Here is a 16,893-nt window from a genome sequence, read left to right as displayed (position 1 = left end):
TTGACCATTCGTTTATGACGACCAAAAAATCTTTTGCATTTGTTTTTCCCGGCCAGGGCTCCCAGTCGGTCGGCATGCTGGATGCATGGGGTGACCACCCTGTGGTGGCGCAAACCCTCCAGGAGGCTTCCGACGCCCTGGGCGAAGACATCGCACGCTTGATTCATGAGGGCCCGAAAGAAGCGCTTTCGCTGACGACCAACACCCAGCCGGTCATGCTCGTCGCTGGCGTGGCCGCGTGGCGTGCGTGGATCTCGGAGGGCGGCGACGTCCCGGCTGCGGTGGCCGGCCACTCGCTCGGCGAGTATTCGGCGTTGGTGGCTGCAGGGGTGCTGACGCTGGCGCAGGCCGCGCCGTTGGTGCGTCTGCGTGCCGCCGCCATGCAGGAAGCGGTTCCCGTCGGCGTGGGTGCGATGGCTGCCATTCTGGGCATGGATGCGCACAAAGTGATCGAAGGTTGCGCTGCGGCGGCGGCATCCTTCGGTGCGGATGGCGGCGAAGTGGTGGAGGCCGTGAATTTCAATGACCCCATCCAGACCGTGATTGCGGGCACGAAAGCCGGCGTCGACAAGGCGTGCGAACTGTTGAAGGCATCTGGCGCCAAGCGTGCGTTGCCCTTGCCGGTATCCGCTCCTTTTCACTCCAGCCTGATGAAGCCGGCGGCCGAGAAATTGCGGGAGGCCCTGTCGGCCTTGTCCTTGGCGGCTCCGCAGATCCCAGTCGTCAACAACGTGGATGTCGCGGTCCGGCAGGAGGCAGATGGCATCTGCGATGCGCTGTACCGCCAGGCCTTCGGTCCGGTGCGCTGGGTGGAGTGCGTGCAGGCGCTCAAAGGCCGCGGCGTGACGCATCTGGTGGAGTGCGGCCCTGGAAAGGTGCTGGCGGGCTTGGCGAAGCGCATCGACCCCGAGCTGGTTGCTGCTTCTATTTATGACCCGGCCTCGCTGGCCGAAACACGAGCATTGTTGGCATGAGCGATACCCCTTCGTTGAATGAAAAGCCCCAGGTAGCGCTGGTCACTGGTGCATCGCGCGGCATCGGCGCTGCCATCGCGGCCGTGTTGGCGGCCCGTGGTTATTTGGTGATCGGTACCGCGACGACGGATGAGGGCGCTCAGCGCATCTCTCAGGCCTTGTCGTCCGGCGGCGGTCAGGGTGTGAATCTGAACGTCACGGATGTGGCGGCTGTCGATGCATTGATCGACACCATCGTGAAGCAGCACGGCGGTTTGCATGTGCTGGTGAACAATGCTGGCATTACCCGTGACACGTTGTCCATGCGCATGAAGGACGACGACTGGGATGCGGTCATCGACACCAATCTGAAGGCCGTGTTCCAGGTGAGCCGCGCCGTCATTCGACCCATGATGAAACAGCGCTTCGGCCGCATCATCAACATCACCAGCGTGGTGGGTTCGGCAGGCAATCCAGGCCAGGCCAACTATGTGGCAGCGAAGGCGGGCGTGGCAGGCATGGCGCGTGCCCTTGCCCGTGAACTGTCCAGCCGGGGCATCACGGTGAACTGCGTGGCTCCTGGTTTCATCGCGACCGACATGACGGCGCAACTCCCTGCCGAGCAGCAGCAATCGCTGCAATCGCAGATTCCAATGGGCCACATGGGCCGCCCGGAAGACATTGCCCATGCGGTCGCCTATCTGGCGTCGGCAGAGGCAGGCTATGTCACGGGCCAGGAGTTGCATGTCAATGGCGGCATGTACATGTAATTGAGCAAAGTTAGCGCCGATTCATCGCGACGGCGGGCTGGTAGGGGACTGATCCCGAAGCAGCTAGAATCGCGGATTCATTCACAACCCTCAAAGGGAAACCATGAGCGATATCGAAGCACGTGTCAAAAAGATCATTGCCGAACAACTCGGCGTTGAAGAATCGCAAGTCACCAACGAAAAGGCTTTCGTGGCCGACCTCGGCGCTGACTCGCTGGACACGGTGGAGCTGGTGATGGCGCTGGAAGACGAGTTCGGCATCGAGATTCCTGACGAAGACGCAGAGAAGATCACCACGGTGCAAAACGCCATCGACTACGCCAATACCCATCAGAAGGCCTGAGCGCCTTCAGTTCAGACAGATCCGTAGAAAGTCTTAGCGCATGAGCCATCGTCGCGTCGTCGTGACCGGCCTGGGTTGCATCACCCCCGTCGGAAACACGGTGGCAGATGCCTGGGCCAACATCCTGGCCGGTCAATCCGGCATTGACCTCATCACCAAGTTCGATGCTTCGAACTTTGCCTGCAAGATCGCGGGCGAGGTCAAGGGATTCGATCTTGGCGCCTACATGAGCGCCAAGGATGCACGCACGATGGATACCTTCATCCATTACGGCATCGCTGCGGCGGATGAGGCGGTTCGTGATGCCGGCCTTCCAACCGGTGAGGCGCTGGACGAAGAATTGGCGACGCGCATTGGCTGCATCATCGGATCCGGGATCGGTGGTTTGCCGCTGATCGAAAACACCCATGCAGAACTGGAAAGCCGGGGTCCCCGCCGGATTACGCCTTTTTTCGTTCCCGCATCCATCATCAACATGGTGGCGGGGCATGTATCGATGCGTTTTGGCTTCAAGGGCCCGAACCTTTCCGTGGTGACGGCGTGTACGACGGGCCTGCATTGCATCGGCGAGGCGGCGCGCAAGATCGAGTACGGCGACGCCGATGTGGTGGTTGCCGGCGGCACGGAAGCCACGGTCTCTCCCTTGGGTGTGGGTGGCTTTGCGGCCATGCGCGCCTTGTCCACTCGCAACGATGATCCAAAGACTGCCTCCCGCCCATGGGACAAAGGCCGCGATGGCTTCGTATTGGGCGAGGGTGCCGGGGTGCTGGTGCTGGAAGAGTACGAGCACGCAAAAGCCCGCGGTGCCAAGATCTACGCGGAACTGTCCGGCTATGGCATGAGCGCCGATGCAGGGCACATGACGGCGCCCAACATGGACGGCCCTCGCCGCGCGATGCAGGCCGCGCTGCGCAATGCCGGCGTCAACGCCGAGGATGTGGACTACCTCAATGCCCACGGCACTTCCACGCCATTGGGCGATTTGAACGAAACTCATGCAATCAAGGCCGCTTTGGGCGAGCATGCCAAAAAGACGGTGATCAGCTCGACGAAGTCGATGACCGGCCATTTGCTGGGCGGTGCGGGTGGGATCGAAAGCGTGTTCACCGTGATGGCGTTGCGTGACCAGAAGGCGCCCCCAACCATCAACCTCTTCGAGCAAGACCCGGAATGCGACCTGGACTACTGCGCCAATGTCGCCCGCGACATGAAGATGAACATCGCGGTGAAGAACAATTTTGGTTTTGGCGGCACCAACGGCACGCTGGTTTTCAAGCGCGTTTGACGGGGTGGTCAGACCGCTGCGCGGCGCCAGTTGGTCACCTGTGATGGCATGGGCGTGTTGATGACCCGCTCGGCCAAGTCCTTTCATGCCCCAGCCACCCGCCATGAGGTGGCGAGGAGCCGCCGGTTGGGCTGGTTCATTGCGGGTGTGCTGTTTGCAGGTCTTGGTGCCTTTGCGGTGTGGATCACGCATTCTGCTGGAAGTGACCTGTTTCGAAGCGCTGTGTTTTTCGTCCTTTGGATCACGTCTGCCGGACTGGCTTGGCGCTTTTGGTTCCGTCTACCTGAAGGTGTCCTGTATTGGGACGGCTTGCATTGGTCGTTGAATCAAGGTGCGGGAGTACCGGTTGCAGGTGAATTGGTGGTCCATGCGGATTTCCAGTCTTTTCTCTTGCTGCAATTGCATGGCGTTGATGGCCGAACCCGCTGGCTGTGCCTTGAGCGTGTGGGGCCACGGGAGGCCTGGGCAGCGCTACGCCGTGCGGTATATTCGCGCCCCAAGCCAGAGCCCCGTGCCGACGGCATGTTCTCTGTCCGGCGCGGCGACGCGTGAGCCCTTTTTCATGACTGCTTCCATGCCCCCGCCTTCCGCCGACAGTGACCTTCAGCTTGTGGAGCGCACGGTTGCGGGTGACCAGAAGGCGTATGAACTGCTGGTGATCAAGTACCAGCGGCGCATCGAGCGGCTCATTGGCCGCATGGTCCGCGACTCGGATCTCGTGCAGGACATTGCCCAGGAAACGTTCATCCGGGCGTATCGCGCACTGCACCAATTCCGGGGAGAGGCGCAGTTCTATACCTGGCTTTATCGGATTGCGGTCAACACCGCCAAGAAGGCGCTGGTCGACATGAAGCGCAATCCCGTCATCTCGGAAAATGCTTTGCGAGGAAGTGATGACGACGATGAAACTTCCCGACTGGGTCATGAACTAACCACCGACGAAACGCCCGAGACGGTGCTTGCCGCCCAGGAAATCGCGGTGGCGGTGAATGCGGCAATGGATGCGCTGCCTGAAGACTTACGCCAGGCGGTGACATTGCGTGAGATAGAAGGGTTGACCTATGAGGAGATTGCGGCTGCCATGGATTGCCCCATCGGCACCGTACGTTCCCGTATCTTTCGAGCGCGGGAAGCCATATCGGCCCGTGTCCGCCCTTTGTTGGAGAAGCAGTCGGGCAAGCGCTGGTAGCGCGGTGTGAATGGCAGAGCAGTGAAGCAAAACGTGATGGCTGGGGAACGACCATGAATGACGATCTGAAAATGCGTGAACATTTGTCTGCCCTCGCGGATGGACAGTTGCGAGGCCAGGAGTTTGGTCAAGCCGTGGACTACGCCAGCAGCAATGCGGACGGCTCCGAAACGTGGCAGATGTATCACCTGATCGGCGACGTGCTTCGCTCTTCCGAGTTGGCGCGTCCGGTGAATTCCTCACTGGTGGATCGGCTTCGCAGCCAGATCGAAGCGGAGGGCATTCAGCGCCCTCCGTTGGTGGCCAGTGCCGTCGTTCAAGGAGCTGTCGCGGAGGTCGTGACGCCTGCCGTGGCCGCCAATGCCTCCGTGTTTCGCTGGAAAATGGCTGCGGGTTTTGCTTCGCTCGCCGCCGTTGGGGCGATTGGATGGACGGCCATGACAGGTATTCAGTCCGGCGCCGAAGGTGCGCAGATGGCTTCCGCTGTGCCCGTGACCGCCGCTCCTGCAGCCGTGGCGGTGGCAGACGCAACGGAAGGGAGCGCACCGCAGGTCATGATCCGCGATCCGCGGCTGGATGAGTTGCTGGCGGCACACAAACAGTTTGGCAATACGTCGGCGCTGCAAATGCCGGCAGGTTTCCTGCGCAATGCCACCTTCGAGGCTCCGGCGCGCTGAGATCGTGAAGACAGGCCAAGAAGGCCCCTTGTACGCCGCTCACCAGCCTCGAGTCAGAGGTGTTCGCGCCTTGGCGGGCTACCTGAGCAAGGTGGCTTCGATGCGCCACGCTCTGGCGTGGATGCTGGTCGTGGCCGCTTCGGGTCATGCGCTGGCCGGGCCGTCGCCCGCCGTTGCTGCATCCAATGCCGCGGTGCCTGGCGACACACGCTCCATTTCCGGATGGCTGGAGCGTATCCATCGTGCCTCCCGCGAGCACAGCTACAGCGGTACCTTCGTGGTGTTGTCCGCATCGGGTGCCATGGTCAGTTCCCGTATCTGGCATGCGGCCGACGGAAACGACCAGATCGAGCGCATCGAGGCATTGAACGGGTCTCCCCGCGTGGTCTATCGCCGAGAGGGGCTCGTCCGCACCTTCTTGCCCCAGGCACGCATGGTGCGCGAGGATCGCCGCGACATGCCCAGCTTGTTCCCGCGGTTGCCTGAAACGGCCGATCGCGGATTGGATGCGCACTACACGGTGCAGACATTGGGAAGTGAACGCGTTGCGGGCCACGAAAGCGAAGTGGCCTGGCTGCGACCCAAGGATGGGCTGCGATTCGGTTACCGCATGTGGGTGGCCGAAGCCTCGGGCTTGATCTTGAAGCTGCAGACCCTCGACCTGCGGGGACGTGTGCTGGAGCAGGCGGCGTTTTCTCAGCTGGAGCTGGATAACGCGGTGCCATTTGCGCGCCTCGTCGGCATGATGGATGACGTGCGCGATTTCCGTGTGGTCACGGTTGCCATGCGCAAGACCACGGCACAAGCCGAAGGTTGGCGCCTGCGTGCGCCGGTGGGTGGGTTCACCCCTGGGGATTGCTATAAGCAAGAGGATGCGTCTGCTGCGCAGACGGGCCTTCCCTTGCATTGCCTGCTCTCGGATGGACTGGCGACGGTCTCGCTCTTCCTGGAGCGTTACGACGCCTCCCGCCATGCTGCCGGCCCGAGCGCGGGCAGCATGGGGGCGACCCAGACCCTGGCGCAACGCGTTTCAGGCAACATGTGGCTCACGGCGGTGGGCGAGGTGCCGCAGGAAACCTTGCGGCTGGTGGCCGAGCAACTGGAATACGCCCGTTGAGTGGCGCCTCCGCTGCCCAAGCCGCCCCACCGGGGCGGATGCATGAACTGCTGACGGTGGTGTTGCGGGAACCAAATGTGAAGCTTGCAATACGAAGTTCTTTTGCTGCTCCCGATGTCTCCTCTGAATTTTGAAAGAACGATGATGCCGATGACGACGAACTGGAAAAATCTGCAATCGTGCGCGGTGGCCGTCGCGATGGCATTGACCGCTGCCTCCGCGGCTGTGCCCGTCGGTGTGTTGGCGCAAACGCCGCCGCCCACGGTCCGGGGTTTGCCGGATTTCACGGACCTGGTGGATCAGGTCGGGCCGTCGGTGGTCAACATCCGCACGCTGGAAAAAGCCGCGGAGCGTGCCAGCCCGAATGCCATGGACGAGGAGATGCTCGAGTTCTTCCGGCGTTTCGGTGTGCCCGTGCCGCCCAATGCGCAGCGCCAGCAGCGCCCCCGGGCACAGCCCGAGGAAGAGCAGCCACGCGGCGTGGGCTCTGGCTTCATCCTCACGCAAGACGGCTATGTAATGACCAACGCGCACGTGGTGGAGGGCGCGGACGAGGTCATCGTCACCCTGACCGACAAGCGCGAGTTCAAAGCCAAGATCGTGGGCGCCGACAAGCGCACGGATGTGGCCGTGGTCAAGATCGAAGCCACCGGATTGCCGGCCGTCAAGGTGGGCGATCTCAACCGGCTGCGGGTCGGTGAGTGGGTCATGGCGATCGGCTCGCCCTTCGGGCTTGAAAACTCTGTGACCGCGGGCATCGTCAGTGCCAAGCAGCGCGACACGGGCGATTACCTGCCCTTCATCCAGACGGACGTCGCGATCAACCCAGGTAACTCCGGCGGGCCGCTGATCAACATGCGTGGCGAGGTCGTCGGCATCAACAGCCAGATCTACTCTCGCTCGGGCGGCTTCATGGGGATCTCCTTCGCCATTCCGATGGATGAGGCCATTCGGGTCAGCGACCAGTTGCGCGCCACGGGTCGCGTGACGCGCGGGCGCATCGGCGTGCAGATCGGCCAGGTCACCAAGGATGTGGCCGAGTCGATCGGTCTGGGCAAGCCCCAGGGGGCGCTCGTGAGTGGGGTGGAGGCCGGGTCTCCTGCCGACAAGGCGGGCGTGGAGGCGGGTGACATCATCACGAAGTTCGACGGCAAGACCATCGAAAAAACCGCCGATCTGCCGCGCTTGGTGGGCAATACCAAGCCGGGCAACAAGAGCACGGTGACGGTGTTCCGCCGCGGTGCCAGCAAGGATCTCTCCATCACCGTGGCCGAGATCGAGCCGGACGACAAGCCGGTGGCGAGCAAAGGCGGCGAGCGTGAAAGCGCAAAACCCAAGCCGTCTCCAGCCGCCCAGCAACTGGGCCTGGCGGTTGCCGAGCTGACCGACGCCCAGAAAAAGGAGCTGAAGCTCAAGGGTGGGCTGCGTGTCAACGCGGCCACAGATTCGGCCGCGCGTGCCGGCCTGCGCGAAGGCGACGTGATTCTTTCCATCGCCAATATCGAAGTGGCCAACCTGAAGGACTTCGAGGCGGCCCTGGCCAAGGCGGACAAGAGCAAGCCCATCAACGTGCTGTTCCGCCGTGGCGAATGGGCCCAATACGCGTTGATCCGTCCGGCACGTTGACCGGTGGCCTCACAAAGCCCCATCCCAAAGTGGGGTTTGGGGCCTTTGCGCAGAAATCCGGTTCGGTCCCTCAACGTTTGCGCGGCATTTCCATTGATCGTTTTCGATAGAATGGCGACTGCTTTTCCTAGCTTAACTGCATATCGATTCAATTCTGCGCCACCATGTGGGATGGTCTCGAACCATGCACAGGTGATCCACAGCGTGCCCACAAGTTATTCCGGAAGTCGAAAGCGTTTTGTGAATAAGCTGTGTATAAAATACGCGTTGCAAGGCGGCAACGCCCTCTGAACCTTGTCGGGCGGACTTTCCCTCTCGGCCTTTTTGCCTACAATGAAGTTCCAACCATCGCAGTTGCCAAATGATTGTTGGTTCAGGGCGCGTCACCATTTGACGCGCCCTTTTTTCTTGTGCGCTCCGTTTTAATTCAATCACTTGTCGCTTTCCCTTGATGAACCACATCAGAAATTTTTCCATCATTGCGCACATCGACCACGGCAAATCGACCTTGGCGGATCGCTTGATTCAGCGCTGTGGCGGGCTTGCCGAGCGTGATATGGAAGCCCAGGTGCTCGACTCGATGGACATCGAAAAAGAGCGTGGGATAACCATCAAGGCGCAGACGGCGGCGCTGCAATACAAGGCCAAAGACGGCCAGATCTACAACCTCAATCTGATCGACACGCCGGGCCACGTGGACTTCTCGTATGAAGTCTCGCGCTCGCTCTCGGCCTGCGAAGGTGCGTTGCTGGTCGTCGATGCGTCGCAGGGCGTGGAAGCCCAGACTGTGGCCAACTGCTACACCGCGCTGGACCTCGGTGTGGAGGTGGTGCCCGTGCTGAACAAGATGGACCTGCCGAACGCCGATCCCGACAACGCGAAGGCCGAAGTCGAGGACGTGATCGGCATCGATGCGACCGATGCGATTCCCTGCTCTGCCAAGACGGGCATGGGCATCGACGAAATTCTCGAAGCCATCGTGGCCAAGGTGCCGGCGCCGCGCGGCCAGGCCGATGGCCCGCTGCGCGCGATGATCATCGACAGTTGGTTCGATCCGTACGTCGGCGTCGTGATGCTGGTGCGCGTGGTCGATGGCCGTCTGCTGAAGGGCGAGCGCTTCAAGATGATGGCCAGCGGCGCGGTGTACAACGCTGACAACCTGGGCGTGTTCACTCCCGCGAACGAATCGCGCAACTCGCTCGACGCCGGCCAGGTGGGCTACATCATTGCCGGCATCAAGGAGCTGCAGGCCGCCAAGGTGGGCGACACCATCACGCTGGAAAAGAAGCTGCCCAACAATGCCGGTCCGGCGACCGAAGCGCTGCCGGGGTTCAAGGAAATCCAGCCCCAGGTGTTTGCCGGCCTGTACCCGACCGAAGCGAGCGAGTACGACTCGCTGCGCGATGCGCTGGAAAAGCTCAAGCTCAACGACGCCTCCTTGCACTACGAGCCCGAAGTCAGCCAGGCGCTGGGCTTCGGCTTTCGCTGCGGCTTCCTGGGCCTGTTGCACATGGAAATCGTGCAGGAACGCCTGGAGCGCGAGTTCGACCAGGACCTGATCACGACCGCGCCCAGCGTGGTCTACCAGGTGGTGAAGGCCGACGGCGAAGTGGTGATGGTCGAGAATCCCTCCAAGATGCCCGACCAGGGCCGCCTGGAGGAGGTGCGCGAGCCCATCGTGACGGTGCACCTCTACATGCCGCAAGATTACGTCGGCCCGGTGATGACGCTGGCCAACCAGAAGCGCGGCGTGCAGATGAACATGGCCTACCACGGCCGCCAGGTCATGCTGACCTACGAGATGCCGCTGGGCGAGATCGTGCTGGACTTCTTCGACAAGCTCAAGTCGGTGTCGCGCGGCTATGCATCGATGGACTACGAGTTCAAGGAGTACCGCGCCTCCGACGTGGTGAAGGTGGACATCCTGCTCAACGGCGAGAAGGTCGATGCGCTGTCCATCATCGTGCACCGCTCGCAGTCGCAGTACCGCGGCCGGGCCGTGGTGGCCAAGATGCGCGAGATCATCAGCCGCCAGATGTACGACGTGGCCATCCAGGCGGCCATCGGCGCGAACATCATCGCGCGCGAAACCATCAAGGCGCTGCGCAAGAACGTGCTGGCAAAATGCTACGGCGGCGACATCAGCCGCAAGCGCAAGCTTCTCGAGAAACAAAAAGCAGGCAAGAAACGCATGAAGCAGATCGGTTCGGTGGAAGTGCCCCAGGAAGCGTTCCTGGCCATTTTGCAGGTGGAAGACTGAGATGCAGGCCATGCAATACGTGACCTCCGTCATCCTCGCCGCCTTCGTGGCCTATGTCGGGGCCTGGTACATGGGGGCCATCGAAGGCAACTTCGCCCTGCTGCTGTTCCTGGCCACCGTGGTGACGGGCGCCTATTGGCTGGCTGAGCGGCTGGTCTTCCTGCCACGCCGCCGCAGGGCGGCCCAGGCGATCGAAGATGCGGCGGCGCAGCGGCGCGCCGAACTGGACCGCATGGGCATCCAGAAGGTGGATGGCGACGTGCAGGAGGCCAAGGACCGCATCCTGATGCAGCCTTGGTGGCTGGACTGGACCGCCGGCCTGTTCCCGGTGATCGCCGTGGTGTTCCTGCTGCGCTCGTTCCTGTTCGAGCCGTTCAAGATTCCCTCGGGCTCGATGATTCCCACGCTGCTGGTGGGCGACCTGATCCTGGTGAACAAGTTCACCTACGGCATCCGCCTGCCCGTCATCAACACCAAGCTCACGCAGGGCAATGCGCCCCAGCGCGGCGATGTGATGGTGTTCCGCTACCCGCCCCAGCCCAGCATGGACTACATCAAGCGCGTGGTGGGCGTGCCGGGCGACGAAGTGGCCTACCTGAACAAGCGCCTCACGGTGAACGGACAGGTGGTGGAAACCTCCGCCGTGCCGGACTTCTTCGACGAAGACACGATGCGCTACTTCAAGCAGTTCGAAGAGCAGCTGGGCGACCACCGCCACCGCATGATCAACAACCCCGACGTGCCGGCCTTCGTCCAGGGCGCCAGCGATTTCGCGAACCGCCAGAACTGCCGCTACAGCGTCGAGGGTGTGGTGTGCAAGGTGCCCGAGGGCCAGTATTTCATGATGGGCGACAACCGGGACAACTCCCTCGATTCGCGCTACTGGGGCTTCGTGCCGGACGCCAACATCGTGGGCAAGGCCTTCTTCGTCTGGATGAACTTCGGCAACCTCAAGCGCATCGGCCCGTTCCGCTGAGCATCGGCTTCGCACGTTTCACCACCGCCAATACCAAAGAGGGGTAGATCACCATGGCATTGCACCGTACCGCCAGCCGCGCGCGCCAGCGCGGCCTGTCGTTCATCGGACTGATTTTCATCGGCCTGCTGGCCGTGGCCGCCTTTGCCATCGGCGGGCAGTCGGTGCCGATCTTCCTGGAGTACCAGGCCATCAGCAAGGCCGCCAACAAGGCCGCGCGGGAAGGCAGTTCGGTGCCGGACGTGCGCGCCATCTTCGACCGTGCCGCGTCGATCGACAACATCAGCTCGGTCCAGGGCAAGGACCTCGAGGTGACCAAGCGCAACGAGAAGATCGTCGTGTCCTTCAGCTACTCGCGCGAGATCGCCCTGGCCGGCCCGGCCTATCTCGTGTATCGATTCCAAGAACAGACCAAGTAGTCGGTGCAACCCAGCCTTTCCGCACTGCAGGACCGCCTGCAGCATGCTTTCTCCGATCCTTCGCTGCTGCAGCGCGCCATCACGCACCGCAGCTTTTCCGCCGACCACAACGAGCGCCTGGAGTTTCTGGGCGATTCCGTCCTCAGCCTGGCGGTGTCCAGCCTGCTGTACCAGCGCCTGCGCGATCTGCCCGAGGGCGATCTGTCCCGCGTGCGGGCCAACCTGGTCCGGCAGGAGACCCTCCATGAACTGGCATTGCGCCTGAAGCTGCCCGACGTGCTGCGCCTGGGCGAGGGCGAGGCCAAATCGGGTGGCAAGCTGCGGCCATCCATCCTGGCCGACGCGCTGGAGGCGCTCATCGGCGCGGTGTACCTCGATGCCGGGTACCTGCAGGCCGAGGCCCTGGTGCACCGGCTCTTCCAGAGCGTGGAGATCAACCCGCAGATGGAGGCGGCCGCCAAGGACCCCAAAACCGCGTTGCAGGAGTGGCTGCAGGGTCGCAAAATGAAGTTGCCGCAGTACCGGGTGGTGGGTACGGTGGGGGCTGCACACCGCCAGACCTTCGATGTGGAGTGCGAAATCTCCGAACTGGGCCTGACCGAGCGCGGCATCGGCGGCTCACGCCGGGCAGGCGAGCAGGCGGCGGCAGCGGCCATGCTGGTCCTATTGAAAGCGAAGAATCCATGAATGAAGATGCTACAAAAAATGTAGCTGGTGGCGCAGATGAATCTAGCGCTGGCGGCCAAAATGACCTGGAAGCGATGCTGGCAGCCGCCAAGCCGGCCAGCGCCCCGGCGGATGCCACCGGCCAGCGTTGCGGTCTGATCGCCATCGTGGGAAAGCCCAATGTGGGCAAGTCCACGCTGCTCAATGCGCTGGTGGGGCAGAAGATCAGCATCACCTCGCGCAAGGCGCAGACCACGCGCCACCGGATCACCGGCATCCGTACGATGGAGCAGACGCAGTTCGTGTTCGTCGACACGCCGGGCTTCCAGACCAAGCACAGCACGGCGCTCAACAAGTCGCTCAACAAGACGGTGATGGGCGCCATCGGCGATGTGGACCTGATTCTTTTCGTGGTCGAGGCCGGCAGTTTCACGCTGGCCGATGCCAAGGTGCTGTCGCTGTTCAAGCCTGGCATCCCCACGCTGCTGATCGCCAACAAGCTCGATACGGTGCACCGCCGCGCGGAAATCGCCCCGTGGCTCAAGGGCATGCAGGAGCGCCATCCGTTCGCCGAGTTCGTGCCCATGTCGGCCAAGAACAAGGGCGATATCGAGCGCCTGTTCGGCATCTGCGCCAAGTACCTGCCCGAGCAGGCTTGGTGGTATGCCGAGGACGAGCTCACCGACCGCAGCGAGAAATTCCTGGCCTCGGAGACGGTGCGCGAGAAGCTGTTCCGCTTCACGGGGGACGAGTTGCCCTACACCTCGACCGTCGTCATCGACAAGTTCGAGGAAGAAAAGGGCAAGACCAAGAGCCGCATGATCCGCATCGCCGCCACCATCGTGGTGGAGCGCGACGGCCACAAGGCCATGGTGATCGGGGAGAAGGGCGAGCGCCTCAAGCGCATCGGCACCGAAGCGCGGCAGGAGCTGGAAAAGCTCATGGACGCCAAGGTGTTCATCGAGATCTGGGTCAAGGTGCGTTCCGGCTGGGCCGACGACGAAGCGCGCGTGCGCTCGTTCGGCTACGAGTGAATCGGCCCTGCGCTGCTTCGGCGGCCGCGGCGCCGTGGGCCACCCCGGGGCTCGGCTCACCCGTGTGCCGGGTGCCCGACCCAAAGAAAACCCTCATCCAGCGCTTGTCCATCAAGCACTGGTCGCTATTGAAAGAATAGCAAACCATGGCTGTGCGCCGTATTGCCGACGAACCCGCCTATGTGCTGCACCGCTACGACTGGAGCGAGTCCAGCCTGATCCTGGACGTGTTCACCCGGCACCATGGCCGGGTCGCTTTGGTTGCCAAGGGCGCCAAGAAGCCCACCTCCAACTTTCGCCCCGTGCTGCTACCGCTGCAACCGCTGCGGGTCAACTACACCCTGTCGGGCGACGGACAGGGCGAGATCCATGCGCTCAAGGGGGCGGAGTGGGTGGGCGGGCACGTCATGCCCACGGGCGATGCGTTGCTTTCGGGCCTGTACCTCAACGAACTGCTGATGCGCCTGATGGCCCGCGAGGATGCCCATGCGCCCCTGTTCGACGCCTATGCCGGCGTGGTGCGGGTGCTCGGCAGCGAGCACGGCGATGCGCTCGAACCCGTGCTGCGCAGCTTCGAACTGCTGCTGCTGCGCGAGATCGGGCTGCTGCCCAGCCTGGGCGCCGAAACGGTCACGCTGGCGCCCCTGCAGCCACCCACCCGGTACACGCTGGTGCCCGAGGCCGGGCTGCGCGCCGCGACGGCCACCGACCGGGCCACGCTGGCCGGCGCGCAGTGGCTGGCGCTGCAGCGCGCGCTGGAGGCGGGCGAGGGCGCCAGCTACACCGCCACGCTGCGCGTGATTGCCCAGGCCGGCACGCCGATGGCGGCCGAACTCAAACCCCAGTTGCGCACGCTGCTGCAATACCATTGCGGCAGCCCGGTGCTGCGCACGCGCCAGCTCATGATGGACCTGCAATCGCTATGACCCTTTCCTCCGCCGCTCCCGCCCGCACCGCCCTGTCGGTCAACGTCAACAAGGTGGCCCTGGTGCGCAACACGCGCCACCTGGGCATTCCCAGCGTCACGCGCGCTTCGCTGCTGTGCCTGCAGGCGGGCGCCCAGGGCATCACGGTGCATCCGCGGCCGGACGAGCGCCACATCCGCGCGGGCGACGTGCACGACCTGGCCGCGCTGATGAAGGACTGGCCCGACCGCGAATTCAACATCGAGGGCAACCCGTCGCAGAACCTCATGGATTTCATCCGCGAGGTGCGGCCGCAGCAGGCCACCTTCGTGCCCGACAGCGAAGACCAGTTCACCAGCGACCACGGCTGGAGCTTTCCGCAGGATGCCGAGCGGCTGGCGCCGCTGATCGCCGAATGCCGCCGACTGGGCGTGCGCGTGAGCCTGTTCATGGACCCGCTGCCCGCCCAGATGGCTGCCGCCCGCGCCGTGGGCGCCGACCGCGTGGAGCTGTACACCGAGCCCTATGCCGCCGCCTGGGGCACGGGGCGCCAGGCCGCCGAACTGGAGCGCTACCGCGCAGCGGCCCAGGCCGCCCTGGATGCCGGCCTGGGCGTGAACGCCGGGCACGACCTGAACCGCGACAACCTGGCCGCCTTCGTGCAGGGCGTGCCCGGATTGCTGGAGGTGTCCATCGGCCACGCGCTCATCGCCGATGCGCTGGAATTGGGCTATGCCACCACGGTGCAGGCCTACCAGCGCTGCATCGACGAAGGCATGGCGGCGAGGCGCTCCTGATTTAATAGCGGCATGCCGGCGATTTTCATGCCTTGGAGGCAGATTGGACCCTGAAACATGATCTACGGCATCGGCACCGACATCTGCGACGTCCGCCGCATCCGCGCCAGCCTGGAGCGCCACGGCGATCGCTTCGCCGAGAAGGTGCTGGCCGAGGGCGAGCTGTCCACCTGGCGCGAGCGCGGCGCGCGCTGGCCCGAACGCGGCGTGCGCTACCTCGCCACCCGGTTCTCGGCCAAGGAGGCTTTCAGCAAGGCCATCGGCATGGGGATGCGCATGCCCATGACCTGGCGGCACTGCGAGGTGGCCAAGCTGCCCAGCGGGCAGCCGGTGATCGTGCTGCACGGCGCGCTCAAGGAATGGTTCGAGGCCCAGGGCCTGCAGTGCCACTTGAGCGTGACCGACGAATCCGACTACGCGGCGAGCTTTTGCGTGGTTGAAAAGAAATAAGGCCCCACCGCAATGCGGTATTGCCTGGATTGCTATTAAAAAGTGAGTGAACCCCTGGCCATGACTTTCGAACACGCCCCCCTCATCCTCGACGTTGCCGGCACCGAACTCACCGCGGCGGATCGCCGCCGCTTGGCGCATCCGCTCACGGGCGGCGTGATCCTGTTCACGCGCAACTGGCAGGACCGCGCGCAGCTGCTGGCGCTCACCAGCGCCATCAAGGCCGTGCGGGACGATCTGCTGATCTGCGTGGACCACGAAGGCGGCCGTGTGCAGCGCTTTCGCAGCGATGGCTTCACCCAGCTGCCGCCCATGCGGGCGTTCGGCGAGCTGTGGATGCAGGGCGACGGCCGGGGCGCCAAGGCCGTGCCGGGCAGCGGCGCGCTGCGCGCCACCAATGCGGCGACCGCCGCCGGCTACGTGCTGGGCAGCGAGCTGCGGTCGTGCGGCGTGGACTTCAGCTTCACGCCGGTGCTGGACCTGGACTGGTCCGATGAGGCACCCCGAGGCAGCGCGGGACGCGTGCAACGGCCCGGTGTTTCCCGCAGCAGCGTGATCGGCGACCGGGCCTTCCACCGCGATCCGCGCGTGGTGGCCCTGCTGGCCAAGAGCCTCATGCACGGCCTGCTGCAGGCGGGCATGGCCAATTGCGGCAAGCATTTTCCGGGGCATGGCTTCGTTCGCGCCGATTCGCACACGGACATTCCCGTGGACCCGCGCAGCCTGAAAGCCCTGCTGGCCGACGACGCGGCGCCGTACCCCTGGCTGTCGAGCACGCTCACCAGCGTGATGCCTGCCCACGTGATCTACCCCAAGGTGGACAGCCGGCCGGCGGGCTTTTCGCGGCGCTGGCTGCAGGACATCCTGCGCCAGCAACTGCGTTTCGACGGGGCGGTCTTCAGCGACGACCTGAGCATGGAAGGCGCGCGCCGCATCGACGGACAGACGGTGAGCTACACCGATGCGGCCGTGGCGGCACTCGATGCGGGCTGCGACCTGGTGCTGCTGTGCAACCAGAGCCTCGTGGGCGAGGGCGATCGCCAAGGCGAAGCGCTGGACGAACTGCTGGCGGGATTGCAGCAGGCCCGTGACGATGGCCGCTGGCATGCCAGCCCCGACAGCGAATCCCGCCGCGTGGCGCTGCTGCCGGAAACGCTGCCCCAGCCGTGGGACGAACTGATGCTGCAGCCCGCCTACCTGCAGGCGCTCGAACTGTTGCCGTGAGCGGGGCGGGTTTTCCGGCGCATTAGTAACCAATCGTTGTGCGGCCTACCGCTGCGTTCGGTGGCTGGCTGGGTGCTTTCAAAGTGAAAAGTCGCCTCCCGCACTGCCGTTAACTGCGAAAAATGCTGTTTCCAGCCTTCGCAGTGACTGGGACCAGGGCGAGGGCCGACAGCGCGTGACGAACATTGGCCTACAACTGGCG

At 63.7% G+C, this 16,893-nt stretch carries 18 protein-coding genes; all 18 read left to right on the top strand.

From position 1 onward, the window contains the following. Positions 1–14: 14 nt before the first annotated feature. The 18 genes from fabD (at position 15) to nagZ (ending at position 16,691) form a co-directional block, all read left to right on the top strand. Complete coding sequence (gene fabD, locus AVAK2825_RS07475) at positions 15–974, top strand: ACP S-malonyltransferase (RefSeq protein ID WP_284396084.1); 960 nt, start codon at positions 15–17, stop codon at positions 972–974. Next, positions 971–1,723, top strand: coding sequence for a 3-oxoacyl-ACP reductase FabG (fabG, locus tag AVAK2825_RS07470; RefSeq protein ID WP_284396081.1), 753 nt, complete (start codon positions 971–973; stop codon positions 1,721–1,723). Before fabD ends, fabG begins: the two co-directional genes overlap by 4 nt. Positions 1,724–1,826: 103 nt before the next feature. After that, entirely contained in the window at positions 1,827–2,066 is a 240-nt protein-coding gene (gene acpP, locus AVAK2825_RS07465; protein WP_003058049.1) for an acyl carrier protein, read from the top strand. A gap of 40 nt (positions 2,067–2,106) precedes the next feature. Next, a complete protein-coding gene (gene fabF, locus AVAK2825_RS07460; protein WP_284395960.1) occupies positions 2,107–3,351 on the top strand; it encodes a beta-ketoacyl-ACP synthase II in 1,245 nt (414 codons plus the stop codon). 54 nt (positions 3,352–3,405) lie between these two features. Then, positions 3,406–3,903 carry a hypothetical protein gene (locus tag AVAK2825_RS07455; RefSeq protein WP_284395958.1) on the top strand — a complete coding sequence of 166 codons (498 nt, stop codon included), beginning with the start codon at positions 3,406–3,408 and terminating at the stop codon, positions 3,901–3,903. A 10-nt stretch (positions 3,904–3,913) separates the two neighbouring features. After that, positions 3,914–4,540: an RNA polymerase sigma factor RpoE gene (gene rpoE, locus AVAK2825_RS07450; RefSeq protein WP_272567871.1), complete on the top strand. Its 627-nt coding sequence runs from the start codon at positions 3,914–3,916 to the stop codon at positions 4,538–4,540. Between the two features lie 53 nt (positions 4,541–4,593). Then, positions 4,594–5,217, top strand: coding sequence for a sigma-E factor negative regulatory protein (locus tag AVAK2825_RS07445; RefSeq protein ID WP_272567872.1), 624 nt, complete (start codon positions 4,594–4,596; stop codon positions 5,215–5,217). Positions 5,218–5,287: 70 nt separating this feature from the next. After that, entirely contained in the window at positions 5,288–6,334 is a 1,047-nt protein-coding gene (locus AVAK2825_RS07440) for a MucB/RseB C-terminal domain-containing protein (protein ID WP_272567873.1), read from the top strand. A gap of 141 nt (positions 6,335–6,475) precedes the next feature. After that, the gene (locus tag AVAK2825_RS07435; RefSeq protein ID WP_502870503.1) at positions 6,476–7,960 is read left to right on the top strand and encodes a DegQ family serine endoprotease; all 1,485 of its coding nucleotides are present in this window, start codon (positions 6,476–6,478) and stop codon (positions 7,958–7,960) included. Between the two features lie 451 nt (positions 7,961–8,411). Further along, positions 8,412–10,220: a translation elongation factor 4 gene (lepA, locus tag AVAK2825_RS07430; protein ID WP_272567874.1), complete on the top strand. Its 1,809-nt coding sequence runs from the start codon at positions 8,412–8,414 to the stop codon at positions 10,218–10,220. A 1-nt stretch (position 10,221) separates the two neighbouring features. Then, positions 10,222–11,196, top strand: coding sequence for a signal peptidase I (gene lepB / locus AVAK2825_RS07425; protein WP_284395954.1), 975 nt, complete (start codon positions 10,222–10,224; stop codon positions 11,194–11,196). Positions 11,197–11,249: 53 nt separating this feature from the next. Then, positions 11,250–11,615, top strand: coding sequence for a DUF4845 domain-containing protein (locus AVAK2825_RS07420; RefSeq protein ID WP_284395952.1), 366 nt, complete (start codon positions 11,250–11,252; stop codon positions 11,613–11,615). Positions 11,616–11,618: 3 nt separating this feature from the next. Further along, complete coding sequence (rnc, locus tag AVAK2825_RS07415; RefSeq protein WP_284395950.1) at positions 11,619–12,302, top strand: ribonuclease III; 684 nt, start codon at positions 11,619–11,621, stop codon at positions 12,300–12,302. Then, positions 12,299–13,315, top strand: a complete 1,017-nt coding sequence (gene era / locus AVAK2825_RS07410) for a GTPase Era (RefSeq protein ID WP_284395948.1) — start codon at positions 12,299–12,301, stop codon at positions 13,313–13,315. Before rnc ends, era begins: the two co-directional genes overlap by 4 nt. A gap of 146 nt (positions 13,316–13,461) precedes the next feature. Next, entirely contained in the window at positions 13,462–14,241 is a 780-nt protein-coding gene (gene recO, locus AVAK2825_RS07405) for a DNA repair protein RecO (RefSeq protein WP_284395947.1), read from the top strand. Next, entirely contained in the window at positions 14,238–15,017 is a 780-nt protein-coding gene (locus tag AVAK2825_RS07400) for a pyridoxine 5'-phosphate synthase (RefSeq protein WP_284395944.1), read from the top strand. Before recO ends, AVAK2825_RS07400 begins: the two co-directional genes overlap by 4 nt. A gap of 57 nt (positions 15,018–15,074) precedes the next feature. Then, complete coding sequence (gene acpS, locus AVAK2825_RS07395; RefSeq protein WP_284395942.1) at positions 15,075–15,467, top strand: holo-ACP synthase; 393 nt, start codon at positions 15,075–15,077, stop codon at positions 15,465–15,467. Between the two features lie 60 nt (positions 15,468–15,527). Then, complete coding sequence (nagZ, locus tag AVAK2825_RS07390; RefSeq protein WP_272567887.1) at positions 15,528–16,691, top strand: beta-N-acetylhexosaminidase; 1,164 nt, start codon at positions 15,528–15,530, stop codon at positions 16,689–16,691. The last annotated feature ends 202 nt before the right edge of the window (positions 16,692–16,893 follow it).

The organism is Acidovorax sp. SUPP2825, from assembly GCF_030158995.1.
Lineage (GTDB): Bacteria > Pseudomonadota > Gammaproteobacteria > Burkholderiales > Burkholderiaceae_C > Paracidovorax.
The sequence above is the reverse complement of the archived record's forward strand: the minus strand, read 5'-3'. Positions and strand labels throughout refer to the sequence as shown.